We start from the raw sequence: 13,040 nt of genomic DNA on the forward strand, positions 1-13,040 counted from the left end.
CGGTACGGCGCTTGCGGTATGAACCATTAGGGACGACAAGCGACGGGTCGGCCGTCGCGGACGGGGAGCTCATGAGCAAGGCATCGCGGCACGGACGCCCGCAACGCATGCGCTTCTTCATGCACCCCCGCCTTCGGCCGCTCGTCTGCTCGGCTGCCGTCGCGGCCGCGATCGCGGCCCTGTTCCAGCCCATCCCGGCCATGGCCGACCCGGTCAACACGACCGGCGGCGTGGCCTCGGTCCCCGATGCCGGCTCGCGGCCGACACAGACCGGGTCTCTGGTCATGCCCGGCGCGCCGGTGACCCCGAGCCCCACCACCCCCTCGCTGATCACCCCCGGTGTCGCCGCCAGCCCGATCATCCAGAAAGTGGAGAAGGGCCGGTCCGAGATCGCCACCCTCGGTGATCAGCTGATCCGCGTGGGCCAGGAGCGCGACCTCGCGCAGACCCAGCTGACCAACGCGACCCAGCGGGTCACCGCCACCGAGCAGGCAGTCGTCCAGGCCCGCGCCGCCGCCAAGGACGCCGCGTCCGACACCATCCAGCAGGCCGCCGCCCTGCCGCCCGGCGCGATCGACTCCGGCATCGCCGAGCTCGACGCCCTCGCCCGCATGCAACTCGGAGACGCCAGCTCGTACGAGGCCGCGGCCCGTCGTCTGCTCGCCGCGGAGGAGGCCGCCAAGGCCGCCCTCACCGACCAGATCGCCGCGAACACCAAGTACACGACGATCGCCGCCCAGTGGACGACCCTCAACACCAACCTCGGCAAGAAGCAGGCCGCCCAGGCCAAGCTCGAGGCGGACAACCGCGCCGAGATCACCGCCGCCGAGACCCGGGCGACCGCCGCCGACCAGCAGCTCGGCGCCGAGTACCTGTCCGGCAGCGATGCCGGCCGCGGTGCCGACCCGCGTGCCGTCAAGGCGCTGGAGTTCGCGCTGGCTCAGCGCGGCGACCCGTATGTGTGGTCCGAGGAGGGCCCGGACCAGTACGACTGCTCCGGCCTGATGTTCGCGGCCTACCGCGGGGTCGGCTACCCACTCGTCCGGGTGTCCCGCGACCAGTACTACCAGACGCGTGACCGGCAGGTCTCCCGCTACTCGCTGCTCCCCGGCGACCTGCTGTTCTTCAGCTCTTCCAGCAGCTGGACGGGCATTCACCACGTCGCGATGTATGCGGGCGAGGGCATGATGGTCGAGGCCCCGCGCACCGGCCTCAACGTCCGTCTCACGCCGGTCCGGTGGACCCGCCTGTTCGCCGCCACGCGGATCTTCGGGTCGATCGAGGGTGAGACCGAGACGCCCGATCTCGGCGCTCCCGACCCCGACGAGCCGGTCAAGTCGCCGACACCGGGCTCCACCACGACCAAGCCGTCCGGCAGCCCGTCGCCGAGCAAGACGACGAAGCCGCCCACGGGTGGTGGTTCGCCGAAGCCGGGCAACTCGTCGTCGTCGCCGAGCACGTCACCGTCGACCTCGCCGAGCACGTCACCCTCGACGTCGCCATCGCCGTCGCACAGCCCGACGCCGAGCCCGACACCCAACCCGACCACCGACGAGCCACAGAGCCCGACCACGCCGGCCGAGACGAAGTCGAACACACAGTCGGCGACGTCGACCAACCAGAACTCGTCCTCCGCGACGAAGTCCTCGGGAACGACATCCTCGGGAACGACCTCTTCCGGCACGAGCTCCTCGTCGGGATCGGCCTCGAAGTCCGTTTCCTCCAGCAAGTCGTCCGGCGACAATTAGTTCCGGAAGCAGACAAAGGCCACTGCGAGCACCGCACCGGAACAGCCAGTCGGCCATCGGAGCGTCGTAACCGGGCGGGCGACGCCGATGCCGGGTGTGTTCACACCGGCTGATGTGGCACGGTTAAGGTCAGCGCCCGGCGTCCGAAACGTCGTCGGCAGCGGTGGTCGGGAGGACCCATGGACGAGCAGCAGGCGACCAGGGACGGCGAGATCGAGACGCCGTCCGCTGCGCGGCCGCCCGCAAAAGACCTTGAGGGGTACGCGCCACCGCCACCGCCCGCACCGGGTGCTCTCTGGGCGTCCAGCACCGACTCGGCCCCGGCATCCTCCTCGCCGGCCGCCACCGCGGCCACTGATTCCGCACCGGCCGGGGCTTCCAGGTCCTCGGACGCCTCTGGCGCCAAGCGCTCGGGTGCCGAGCCTTCAGACACCGAAGCCGCCACCGAATCCTCGAACGGCGCTGCCTCCACCTCCTCGGAGGTCGCCAGCTCCAGCGATAGCTCGTCGGACGCTCCCAGCTCCAGCGATGACCCCTCGGCCACCGCCAACTCCAGCGATGACTCCACGGCCACCGCCAACTCCAGCGATGACTCGTCGGACGCTGCCAGCTCCCCAGCCGCGAACCCAGAGGCGGTCGCCGCCAGCGACGAGTTCCCGAACGCAGCCGTTCCCGGTAGCGATTCCTTGACGGCTGCCGCCAGTGGCTCGGCCTCGGACGTCGCGGCCGCGCCCTCAGAGGCCGCTGGCGACAACGACAGGGCCCCGGACGACGCGCTGGCTGTGGCCACGCCGTCCGCGACGGGTTCCGCGTCTTCCGACTCCGCCCCGTCGGCGTCCGAGCCCGCCGCCTCTGACGCCGACGCGTCGCCCGACCCGGCAGTGAAAGCGTCGGCGTCGGTGCCTTCGTCAGTCGCCGCGTCCGTTCCGGTCTCGGCGGCACCAGCGGTTCGTGCGTCTGTGGCTCCTGTTTCTGCGGCACCGGCCTCCGCGGCATCCGGTTCCGCAGCATCCGGCTCCCCGGCATCCGGCTCCGTAGCGCCCAGCACCAAGATCGCCGCCTCAGCGGCACCTGTTTCGGGAAGCCCGGCGGATTCCGCGGTGCCGGGCGGCGGGCCAGTGGCCACCCCCGGCTCCGGCGCTGCGGCCGCACCGGTCTCCGGCAAGCCCGTTTCCGACTCGGGGTCGACAGGTGCCGCTTCCGAGGCTCAGGGCTCGGGCGCACCAGTCATTCGTGCTTCCGCGTCGGTGTCCCCGGTATCCGCTGCCCCCGATGCCGCGTCTGCTGCCCGGGCGTCCGGATCAGCGACCCCCGTATCCGCGACGCCGGTCTCCGGCGCTTCGGACTCGGCGATGCCCGCAGGCCAGGCCTCTGCCTCAGCGGCTCCGGTCTCCCCGGCACCCGTCGTTCGGGCATCCGCATCCGTGGCTCCTGTTTCTGCGACACCGGCCTCCGCAGCATCCGGCTCCCCAGCATCCGGCTCCCCAGCATCCGGCTCCGCAGCGCCCAGCACCAAGATCGCCGCCTCAGCTGCACCTGGTTCGGGAACCTCGGCGGATTCCGCGGTGCCGGGCGGGCCAATGGGCACCCCCGGCTCCGGTGCTGCGGCCGCATCGGTCTCCGGCAAGCCCGCAGCCCTGCCGTCCAGCGGGTCGGCACCAGCGTCGGTTTCCAGCGGGACGGTGTCAGGGTCCGCGGCGGCACCCGTTTCCAGCGGGCCGGCGTCTCGGCCGGTTTCGGGGGCTCCGGGGTCCGGGATCGCACGGGTCTCGGTTCCCGGTGTGGTTCGTCCGACGGCCGACGAGGTGCCTGCTTCAGCCCGTGCCGCGGCTCAGCCGACCGTGTACGGCGGCCCGGTCGGGTCCGGTAGTTCTGCGTCGATCGCTGACGCTGAGGTTGCTAACGCTGTGACCGGTGACGCTGAGAAGCCCGCCGGCCTGACGCCAGCTGAGCCTCGACTCAACGAGCCGACACCGGACGACCCGAAACCCGCTGACCCGCAGCCGAACGAGCCGCCAGCCCCGGACGAGCCGGAGCCCCGCAATCCCGAGCCCGGTGAGCCGAAAAAGCCCGCCGAGCCGGAGCCGGGCGACCCGCCGGCGCCCGACGAGCCCGAACCTGCCAAGCCGCAGCCGGTTCCACCGCACCCCACCCGACCTAACCCGGCCGAACCGGAGCCGGACCGTCCGCCGACGCCGTTCCCGACGCCGGCTCCAGAACCGAAGCCGACGCCAGGCCCGAGTCCGGCCCCGCCCGGACCGGTCCCACCGCGCCCGGTCCCACCGGGCCCAGGTCCGAATCCGGTCCCGCCAGGTCCCGGCCCCAGTCCGACTCCACCAGGCCCTGGTCCGGCTCCGGCCCCGCCGGGCCCCACGCCGCCCGGCCCGAATCCGGTCCCGCCGGGTCCCGGTCCCAGCCCGGTACCGCCAGGCCCCGGGCCCCATCCGGTACCGCCAGGCCCAGGCCCCAGCCCGGTACCGCCAGGCCCAGGCCCCAGCCCGGTCCCACCAGGCCCCGGGCCCAGCCCGGTGCCACCCGGCCCCGGGCCGATTCCGCCCGGGCCAGTGCCGCCGCCCCCGATGATCGGGAACGGTCTGCCCAGCTACACCCTGCCGCCCAGTGCCGCCTCGGCAGGCCTGCCACCGGCCCCGCAAGGCGCTCCTCGTGGAACGCCGTACCGGGGCTACCCGTCGTCGCCGGAGAACATCGAGATGACCCAGCCGGTCTCCGCCGGAACACCGCAGCCGACCCAGTACGGCAACCCACCGACCACCCCGATCAGCCCGGTCGCGGACGGCCTGCCGCAGCAACGTGGCCAGGGAACCGTTTACAGCACGGGCGGCTACCCGGCGATCGACATGACGATGCCGGTCTCGGACCCGGTGGAGAACTCCGGTTCGCTGACCGGCCACATCCTCGCCCAGGGGTGGCACGACGCTCCGGTCGACCAGCGCAGCAGCAACCTCAAGGTCGTCATCGCGATGCTGGTCGTCCTCGGCCTCCTGGTGACGGTCAGTCTGGTGTTCGTATTCACAGCCGGTGACGCTTTCACCGACTTTCTGAGCAACCTGACGGGCTGATCGCACGGCTCGAGAACGCGTACTGACGCAGGTCCGACAGTGTGCGGGGCCCCGGCGTTTTGGTGACCGGGGCCTCGAGCATTTAAGCTGGCGAGGTTGCGCTCCGGGGTGAGCAGGCCCACTACCCGGCCGGAATGCGGTCGGCGGTTCAGACGTTCACCCGTACACTGATGGTAGTTATTGACGCGGCGTGCCCACCCGGTGCACGCCACGGGCGTTCTTGCGGGCATTTCAGCGAGCGGTCGTCAGAGACCGCGGCGGGCCATTCGCGAGCATGCGCCCCCGTAGAGAGGTTCTCTTGACCACTTTCGCTGATGCCAGCACGTTCCCGTCCGTCTACGACAGCACCACCCCGGAAACCGACACCCCCGAGACCCTCGTCGCCGAAACGGCGATTGAGACGCCCGTCACCGAGACGGAGCCCACTCCCGCGCCGGTCAAGACCTTCGCCGATCTCGGTGTGCCGTCCGAGATCGTTCGCGTCCTGAGCCGCGAGGGCATCACCACCCCGTTCGAGATCCAGGCCGCGACCGTGCCGGACGCGCTGGCCGGGCGGGACGTCCTGGGCCGTGGCCAGACCGGCTCCGGCAAGACCCTGGCGTTCGGCCTGCCGGTGCTCGCCCGCGTCGCACAGGGCGGCCGGGCTCGCCCGCACCACCCCAAGGCCCTGATCCTCGTGCCCACCCGCGAGCTGGCGATGCAGGTCGCCGACTCGCTGATGCCGGTGGGCCGCTCGGTCGGCGTGTTCCTGAAGACCGCGGTCGGCGGGGTTCCCTACGACCGCCAGATGGACGCTCTGCGCCGCGGCGTCGAGGTGATCGTCGCCACCCCGGGCCGGCTCGCCGACCTGATCGAGCGTGGCGCCTGCAGGCTCGACGACGTCGAGGTGACCGTCCTCGACGAGGCCGACCAGATGGCCGACATGGGCTTCCTGCCCGAGGTCACCGACCTGCTGTCCAAGACGCCGGAGAACGCGCAGCGCCTGCTGTTCTCGGCCACTCTGGACGGTGACGTCGACGCGCTGGTCAAGCGGTTCATGCACGACCCGGTGACGCACTCCACCGCCCCGGCGGAGGCGAGCGTGTCCACCATGGATCACCACATGCTGCTGATCCCGCCGGCCGACAAGTTCCCGATCACCTCGTGGATCGCGAACCGGGAGGGCAAGACCATCGTGTTCGCGCGCACCCAGATGGGCGTGGACCGGCTGGTCGACCAGCTCGCCGCGGTCGGTGTCCGGGCCGGTGCTCTGCACGGCGGCAAGACCCAGCGCGTGCGTACCCGTACGCTCGCCGAGTTCAAGGAAGGCCGGACGAACGTCCTCGTCGCCACGGACGTGGCGGCGCGTGGCATCCACGTCGACGGCATCTCGCTGGTCATGCACGTGGACCCGCCGAAGGACCCGAAGGACTACCTGCACCGGGCCGGCCGTACGGCTCGGGCCGGCGAGTCCGGCGCGGTCGTCACGCTGGTTCTGCCGAAGCAGCGCCGCACCACCCAGGCGATGCTGTCCAAGGCCGGGGTCGCCCCCGCCGAGTTCCGCGTCCGCCTGGGCGACGAGAAGCTGGCCGAGATCACCGGCGCCCGCGAGCCCAGCGGTATCCCGGTTGTCGAGGAGCCGGAGCCCCGTCGCGAGCGTTCCGGCGGTTCCCGTGGCCGCTTCGGTGATCGTCCTCGTGGCGACCGTCCGCAGCGCTCCTACGGCGACCGTCCGCAGCGCTCGTTCGGCGACCGCAACGAGCGGCCCTTCGGGGACCGTCCGCAGCGTTCGTTCGGCGACCGTGACCGCACCTTCGGCGACCGCGGAGACCGCGGCGGTTTCGGCGACCGGCAGCGTTCCGACCGGCCGTATGGTGACCGCTCGTACAGCGACCGCCCGTCCGGCGACCGCCCGTCCGGCGACCGTCCGTCGGGTGACCGTTCGTTCGGCGACCGGCCCTCCGGTGACCGTCCGCAGCGTTCCTACGGCGACCGTCCGCAGCGTTCGTTCGGCGACCGGCCCACCGGTGACCGTCCGCAGCGCTCGTTCGGCGACCGCCCGGCCGGCGACCGTTTCGGCGACCGTCCGTCGGGTCCGCGTCGCGAGGGCCCGAGCGGCCGTTACGGCACCTCTCGCCCGGCTCGCAGCTACTGATCCACCCCACCGAAGCCCCGATCGCCATGCGGTCGGGGCTTCGGCCTTTTCGGAAACGCCGTACAAGGCAGGCGGCGCACAGCAGGCCGTACAAAATAGTCAAAATCAGGTAGGTTACCGACATGCCGTTGCCAATCGCGGTGTTCTGGGAGCGCAGTGACGTCCCCGGTGCCGAGCATGCCCTGCTGGCAGCACGCGACGGTCTGTATGCGCAGGGCACCATGCTGGCAGCCGCGCCGGTGCCGTTCGCCTGCCACTACGAGGTCCGCACCGGGCCGGACGGGACGACCGTCGGGGTGGACGCGCGGGCCGAGGGTGCCGGCTGGGCACGCGGGGTGCGTCTGGAGCTGGCGGCGGGCCGCTGGCGGGTGACCGCGTCGGAGCAGGGGGACCTCGATGCCGCGCTGACCGAAAGCGGTCACGCGCGGGCGGGTCTGCCCGGGTGCGGCGATCCGGATCTGCTGTATGGCGCCTTCGACGTCGGCCTGGGTGGGTCGGCGCTCTTCGCCACGCTGCCGATCCGCCGGCTGGCGTTGCACGAGTCGCGGGCCGGTGTGGCGCACCGGCTGAGCGTGGCGTGGGTGCTGGTGCCGAGCCTGGAGGTGGTGCAGTCGGACCAGATCTGGACGCCGCTGGGCGACGGCCGTGTGCGGTTCGCCGACGAGACCACCAGCGTCGATCTGACCTGCGACGACGCTGGTTTCGTGACGGACCGTCCAGGGCTGGCCCGACGGGTCAGAGCTGCTTCTTGATCCAGCTGACGCAGGCCTTGTCGACGGTCTTGAACGGCTTGTCGAGGGCCACCTGACTGGCGACGTCCGGGGTCACACCTTCTCGTATGACCAGCGCCACGAAGTTGAACATCTTCTCCTCACCGAACTTCTCGGCGATGCAGCTCACCCCGAAGTGACCGGTCGCGTAGAGCCGGGTGACTGCGATGTCGTCGGACTTGGCGGTGAGACGTGGCAACGCGATCGTCTTGACGGCACCGCGGCGCGACTGGACGTAGCGCAGCGCGTCGCGACTGTAGCTGTTCCCGGCCTTGCTCGGCTGGTACCCGATGTACTCGGCGACGCCCTCGATCAGCCACTGGTCGTCCTCGCTGTCCCAGTTGCGGTTGTCGTTGAGGGTGACGGCGTGACCCATCTCGTGCTGGATGATCTCGGTGACTTGGCGGTCGGTTCCGGACATCGCCCTGCCGGCCTTGAGGACGATGTCTCCGCCTGTTCCGTTGAGCTGCAGGTGGTAGGCGACGAACCACGACGGGAGCTTGCCGCCGTACCACGTCTTCCATGACTTGTCGTCGGCGATGTAGACCCGGTACTTCTTCTGCTCGTTGCGCAGCCGTGTGCCGTAACGATCGGCGACCACGGCCGCCTTCTCGGCCAGCGGCAGCGCCCGGCGTACGTTCACCGCCTGTGACTTCGGGCCCGCCACGATCACGCGCTGGCCGGTGGCGAAGGTCAGCTCGGTGTTCTCCCAGGGTGCCGGTTGCAGGTAGTTCTTCACACCGGACGCCCCCATCGCGGTGATCACGTAGGAGTCGGCTCGGGGCGTCAGGGTGAGCGTGTTGATCATCACAGGGGCGCCGGCCCAGGGGTCGGACCGGTGGGCGGGGCAGTCGACGCCGCTGAAGCAGTAGTTGAGGTCGACCCGGATCTTCATCACGGCGCCGGCCATCTTCGGCTGGCCCTCGATCGTCATGTCCGCGTCGGTCAGGTCGAGCGCCCGGAGGTTTTTGAAGATCGTCCGGTACCGGCCGTGGAGTTTCGCGTCGACCGGGGCGAGCCATCCCGCCTCGTCACCCTTCATCAGCGCCGCGACCTGGCCCGCGACCAGGATCTCCGCCCGCTGGAGCGGGGTGGCCGGTGCGGCCGACGGCGAGGCGGAGGCCGAGGGCGGCAGGGAGGCCGACGGGAGCGGGGTGGCGGTGGCGGGCCCGTCGCTCTCCGGCCAGAACACCACCGCGCCGACGCCCGCGACCAGCGCGAGAATCGCCAGCACGATGGCGAGTACCGGTGGTTTTCGCGGCGGGGGTGTCTCATCCATGATCGGGAATCTAACCATGGCCTCGGAGATCGGTCAGACCCGCTGTTTGATCCAGCGGACGCACGCCCGGTCGACGGTGGTGAAGGGCGAGCCGAACGACGCCCGGGAGGCCGGATCGAGCTCCTGACCGTCCCGGACGACCCGTTTGACGAAGTCGAGCGTCCGGTCCTGGCCGTACTGGTCGACCATGCAGCCGACCGCGTAGTGGCCGGTGGCGTAGAGCGCACTGACCGTCAGATCGTCGGATTTCTCGGTGAGCTCCGGGCGGACGATCGACTTGATGTCGCCGTGCTTGCGGATCCACGTCTGCAGGGCGTAGCGGCTCTCGGTGCGCTGCGGCTGTTCGGGATTGAAGCCGATGTACTCGGCGATGCCCTCGATGAGCCACAGGTCCTTCTGCGGGTCCTGGTTGGTGGACGGTACGAGGGTCGCGGCGTGTGCCATCTCGTGCTGGACGGTGAGGCCGAGCTGGCGCGTGGAGTCGAGGACCTCACTGGCTTTCAGGACGATGTCACTGCCGGTCTGGTTGAGGGCGATGTGATAGCCGACAACCCACTTCGACAGCTTCCCGCCGTACCACCGTTTCCATGCCTTGTCGTCGGCCAGGTAGATCCGGTACCGGTCGGGCTTCTCGGTGGTGAACCGGTCGACGACGGCGGCGGCCTTCTCGGCGGCGGTGAGCACGCGCTTCAGGTTTCTGGCCTGCCCGGCCGGACCGGCCACGATCACGCGCTTTCCCCGTACGAATCGCAGCTCGGTGTTCTCCCACGGAGTGGGCTGCAGGTAGTTCTTGTTCTTGACGTCGGTCATCGACGTGACGACGTAGGCGCCGCGGCGCAGCGTGAACGTGAGGTCGTAGAGGACCTTCGGGGCACCGGCCTCGCTGCGTTCGTCCCAGGTGGGACAGCGGGCGGCGGCACTGAGGCAGTATCCGAGCGTGACGCGGGTGTTCACGGCGGACTCGGTGCTCCGGTCCAGCACCTTCACGTCGTAGTCGGCCCGGCTGACCTCCAGGCCCCGCAGGTTGCGATAGATGGCCCGATAGCGGCTGCGCACCTTCGGGTCCACCGGCGCCAGCCAGGCCTTCTCGTCACCGTTGAGCAGCGCGTCGATCTGGCCCTGAAGCACACCGCTGACCTTCTGTTCGAGCATGGTCGGCAGGTCGGGTGCGGCGGACTCGACGGGGGCGGCCGTCGCGGGCGTGGCGCGCTCGGAGTCGGGCCAGAAGACCAGACCCGCGGTCACCGCCAGCAGGAGGACACCGAGGGCGCCGAATGCACGCGCCACCCAGTCCGACGATCGAAGATCCTCCTCCACGAGCCGGATCTAATCACGGCCCGTCGATGTGTGTCAGCCCGGCCAGTCCCCGCCGTCCAGGAATCGCCGAATCACCCCCGCATGAGGGGCGATCTTCAATCCCTGCGCGGCCACCCAGTCGTCGGAGTAGTAGGTGTCGGCATAGCGTTCACCGCCGTCGCAGATCAAGGTCACCACTGATCCGGTACGCCCGGCCGCGCGCATCTCGGCGATGAGCCGGAACGCGCCCCACAGGTTGGTGCCGGTCGAGCCGCCGAGGCGCCGCCCGAGCACGGCCGACCCGGCCCGCATGGCCGCGAGCGAAGCCGCGTCCGGCACCTGGATCATCCGGTCCACCACCGAGGGCAGGAACGACGCCTCCACGCGTGGACGGCCGATCCCCTCGATGCGCGAGCCACGGCCGGTCACCGCGGCCCAGTCGCCGGTGACGTAAGCCTGCCAGAACGCCGATCCCTCGGGGTCGACAACGCAGACCTTGGTGTCCAGGCGGCGGTACCGCGCGTAGCGCCCGATGGTCGCGCTGGTGCCGCCCGTGCCGGCGCCGACCACGATCCAGGCCGGCACCGGATGGCGTTCCAGGGAGAGCTGGCTGTGGATCGACTCGGCGATGTTGTTGTTGCCGCGCCAGTCGGTGGCCCGCTCGGCGTAGGTGAACTGGTCCATGAAGTGCCCGCCCAGGTCGGCGGCGAGTTTGCGGGCCTCCGGCACGCACTGGGTCGGGTCCGGCACGAGGTGACATCGGCCACCCTGGAACTCGATCAGCGAAATCTTCTCGGGCGAGGTGGCGGCCGGCATGACCGCGATGAACGGCAGGCCGAGCATCCGCGCGAAGTAGGCCTCGCTCACCGCGGTAGATCCCGACGACGCCTCGACGACGGTGCTTGCCGGGCCGATCCAGCCGTTGCACAGCGCGTACAGGAAGAGCGACCGGGCCAGGCGGTGCTTGAGCGAACCGGTGGGGTGCGACGACTCGTCCTTGAGATACAGGTCGATTCCCCACGACGCCGGCAGCGGGAACGGCAGCAGATGCGTGTCGGCGGAGCGGTTGGCGTCCGCCTCGACCTGGGCGATCGCGTCGCGGGCCCAGTCACGGGCGACGCTGTCGGAGCGGTCGAGCCTGGTGAGATCCATCCCCGGCCTCAGCCCAGGCCGGGCTGCGGGCGGTTCTCCCACTTGGTGGAGAGCGCGATCGCCGTCCGGGTCGAGGCGACCCCGGGTGTCCGGTTTATTCGCACGATCAACTGCTCCAGTTCCGCGATCGTCCCGACGCGCACGGTGAGCTGATAGGACTCGACACCAGCCATGAAATAGCAGCTCTCCACCTCGGGCATGGCGCGGACCGCGGCGAGGACGTCGTCGGTGTCGGCGCCCGAGTCCTCGATGATGCCGATCAGGGCGGTCACACCCAGACCGATCGCCTCATGGTCGATGTCGGCCCGGTAACCGCGGATGGTTCCGGCGGTCTCGAGCTTACCCACTCGCTCGTGCACGGCGGGGGCGGAGAGGCCGACCTTGCGGGCCAGTTCGGCGTACGACGAGCGTGCGTTCTCCCGTAGCAGGTCGATCAGCCGGAGGTCGATGGAGTCCATGGGAGAAACCCTAATCGGGTGGCGCTCCGGCCTTCACGCCCGGTAGCGGCGAATGGGGGGCAGGATAATGACCACTGTCGCAATCGGGGCTTTTTCCGCATTTCACGGACTTGGTTCAGGGGCGGTGCTCTAATGACTTTACGTCCAGATCGAGCACGCCGACACTCACCGTGACCACCGGCCGCTCCAGAAACCGAACCGAGGAGGGGGTTGTGGACACTGGAGATCGTCTGCTGACACCGGGCGAGGTGGCCGCGTTGTTTCGCGTCGACCCTAAGACGGTCACGCGCTGGGCCGCCGCCGGCCGCATCGGCAGCATCCGTACTCCCGGTGGACACCGCCGATTCCGTGAGTCCGAAGTTCGCGCGCTACTAGAGGGCGATGGCGTTATCGAAGAGATGCGCGAGGACGACGCCGCCAACAAGCCCCGTAACAACGGTCCCAGTAACCCTGGGCAAGGTTACGGTCCGCCCAACGGCCTGCGTTAAGCGTTCCTCTCACCCAATTCGCCGGTCCATCTGCGAAAAAGCGTGTGCGGTACGCCTAAAGCGTCCAGGACTTTTCCAGCCACGAAATCGACGAGTTGTTGTGCTGTCGCGCCGGCCCCGGAGCCATAGAAACCGGGGCTGGCCGGCAGCACCACCGCACCGGCGTCGTGAAGTGCGATCAAGTGCTCCAGGTGACTCCGGGTGACCGGTGTCTCGCGGGGCACGACGACCGTACGGCGCCGTTCCTTCAAATTGACCTCCGCCGACCGTTGCAGCAGGTCTTTCGACAATCCGATCGCGATCCCGGCGCAGGCCGCGGTGCTGGCCGGTACAACCGCCATCCCGCGGGCCGGGTACGACCCGCTGCTCGGGCCGGCGGCCAGGTCTCCGGCGGGCCAGTAGGCCAGATCGCCGAGATCCCGGCCGAGCCAGGCCGTCACGTCGTCCTTCCAGTGCGCGTCCCGGATCGTCGCGCCCGTCTCGTCCAGCAGGGTGAGCCGGGCGGCCCGGGAGACGACCAGGTCCACGGACTCACCGGCATCCAGCAGGGCGCTCAGCACCGCCTTGGCATAGGGGGTGCCGGAAGCCCCGGAGACGCCGACGATCCACGGTTCACGCATGCCGTCAAGTGTGCC

At 70.2% G+C, this 13,040-nt stretch carries 11 protein-coding genes; 5 read left to right on the plus strand and 6 right to left on the minus strand.

Annotated elements, in window-relative coordinates:
* Positions 1 to 71 precede the first annotated feature (71 nt).
* Complete coding sequence (locus tag CLV67_RS42855) at positions 72 to 1,748, plus strand: C40 family peptidase (RefSeq protein WP_106329266.1); 1,677 nt, start codon at positions 72 to 74, stop codon at positions 1,746 to 1,748.
* 100 nt (positions 1,749 to 1,848) lie between these two features.
* Here CLV67_RS42855 and CLV67_RS42860 read toward each other — a convergent pair whose 3' ends face one another.
* Positions 1,849 to 2,874, minus strand: coding sequence for a hypothetical protein (locus CLV67_RS42860; RefSeq protein ID WP_146169518.1), 1,026 nt, complete (start codon positions 2,872 to 2,874; stop codon positions 1,849 to 1,851).
* Between the two features lie 1,453 nt (positions 2,875 to 4,327).
* On the opposite strand from CLV67_RS42860, the gene CLV67_RS42870 reads away from it, so the two are divergent.
* From CLV67_RS42870 to CLV67_RS42880, 3 genes are all read left to right on the plus strand, one after another.
* Entirely contained in the window at positions 4,328 to 4,828 is a 501-nt protein-coding gene (locus CLV67_RS42870) for a hypothetical protein (protein ID WP_146169519.1), read from the plus strand.
* 298 nt (positions 4,829 to 5,126) lie between these two features.
* Positions 5,127 to 6,962 carry a DEAD/DEAH box helicase gene (locus tag CLV67_RS42875; RefSeq protein WP_170154215.1) on the plus strand — a complete coding sequence of 612 codons (1,836 nt, stop codon included), beginning with the start codon at positions 5,127 to 5,129 and terminating at the stop codon, positions 6,960 to 6,962.
* Positions 6,963 to 7,084: 122 nt separating this feature from the next.
* Positions 7,085 to 7,714, plus strand: a complete 630-nt coding sequence (locus CLV67_RS42880; RefSeq protein ID WP_106329276.1) for a putative glycolipid-binding domain-containing protein — start codon at positions 7,085 to 7,087, stop codon at positions 7,712 to 7,714.
* Here the strand turns inward: CLV67_RS42880 and CLV67_RS42885 are convergent.
* From CLV67_RS42885 to CLV67_RS42905, 4 genes are all read right to left on the minus strand, one after another.
* Positions 7,698 to 9,011 (minus strand): hypothetical protein, encoded by a 1,314-nt coding sequence (locus tag CLV67_RS42885; protein ID WP_170154216.1) that lies wholly within the window; start codon positions 9,009 to 9,011, stop codon positions 7,698 to 7,700. The genes CLV67_RS42880 and CLV67_RS42885 overlap by 17 nt on opposite strands.
* A 33-nt stretch (positions 9,012 to 9,044) precedes the next feature.
* Positions 9,045 to 10,298, minus strand: coding sequence for a hypothetical protein (locus CLV67_RS42895; protein WP_146169520.1), 1,254 nt, complete (start codon positions 10,296 to 10,298; stop codon positions 9,045 to 9,047).
* A 63-nt stretch (positions 10,299 to 10,361) separates the two neighbouring features.
* Positions 10,362 to 11,459 carry an L-cysteine desulfhydrase Cds1 gene (gene cds1, locus CLV67_RS42900; RefSeq protein WP_106329282.1) on the minus strand — a complete coding sequence of 366 codons (1,098 nt, stop codon included), beginning with the start codon at positions 11,457 to 11,459 and terminating at the stop codon, positions 10,362 to 10,364.
* Positions 11,460 to 11,467: 8 nt separating this feature from the next.
* Positions 11,468 to 11,917: an Lrp/AsnC family transcriptional regulator gene (locus tag CLV67_RS42905; protein ID WP_106329284.1), complete on the minus strand. Its 450-nt coding sequence runs from the start codon at positions 11,915 to 11,917 to the stop codon at positions 11,468 to 11,470.
* A gap of 212 nt (positions 11,918 to 12,129) precedes the next feature.
* On the opposite strand from CLV67_RS42905, the gene CLV67_RS42910 reads away from it, so the two are divergent.
* Positions 12,130 to 12,405, plus strand: coding sequence for a BldC family transcriptional regulator (locus CLV67_RS42910; protein WP_106329286.1), 276 nt, complete (start codon positions 12,130 to 12,132; stop codon positions 12,403 to 12,405).
* Here the strand turns inward: CLV67_RS42910 and CLV67_RS42915 are convergent.
* On the minus strand, positions 12,402 to 13,025 hold the full coding sequence (locus CLV67_RS42915) for a UbiX family flavin prenyltransferase (RefSeq protein WP_106329288.1): 624 nt from the start codon (positions 13,023 to 13,025) through the stop codon (positions 12,402 to 12,404). The two genes, CLV67_RS42910 and CLV67_RS42915, sit on opposite strands and share 4 nt — an antisense overlap.
* Between the last annotated feature and the right edge of the window lie 15 nt (positions 13,026 to 13,040).

Origin of the sequence: Actinoplanes italicus (genome assembly GCF_003001815.1) — a bacterium.
GTDB classification, from domain to species: Bacteria; Actinomycetota; Actinomycetes; order Mycobacteriales; family Micromonosporaceae; genus Actinoplanes; species Actinoplanes italicus.

Bases quoted from the DNA above. Each gene is read 5' to 3' on its own strand.
- CLV67_RS42855 (WP_106329266.1), top strand. From the start codon at position 72: ATGAGCAAGGCATCGCGGCACGGACGCCCGCAACGCATGCGCTTCTTC.
- CLV67_RS42870 (WP_146169519.1), top strand. From the start codon at position 4,328: ATGATCGGGAACGGTCTGCCCAGCTACACCCTGCCGCCCAGTGCCGCC.
- CLV67_RS42880 (WP_106329276.1), top strand. From the start codon at position 7,085: ATGCCGTTGCCAATCGCGGTGTTCTGGGAGCGCAGTGACGTCCCCGGT.
- CLV67_RS42885 (WP_170154216.1), bottom strand. From the start codon at position 9,011: ATGGATGAGACACCCCCGCCGCGAAAACCACCGGTACTCGCCATCGTG.
- cds1 (WP_106329282.1), bottom strand. From the start codon at position 11,459: ATGGATCTCACCAGGCTCGACCGCTCCGACAGCGTCGCCCGTGACTGG.
- CLV67_RS42905 (WP_106329284.1), bottom strand. From the start codon at position 11,917: ATGGACTCCATCGACCTCCGGCTGATCGACCTGCTACGGGAGAACGCA.
- CLV67_RS42915 (WP_106329288.1), bottom strand. From the start codon at position 13,025: ATGCGTGAACCGTGGATCGTCGGCGTCTCCGGGGCTTCCGGCACCCCC.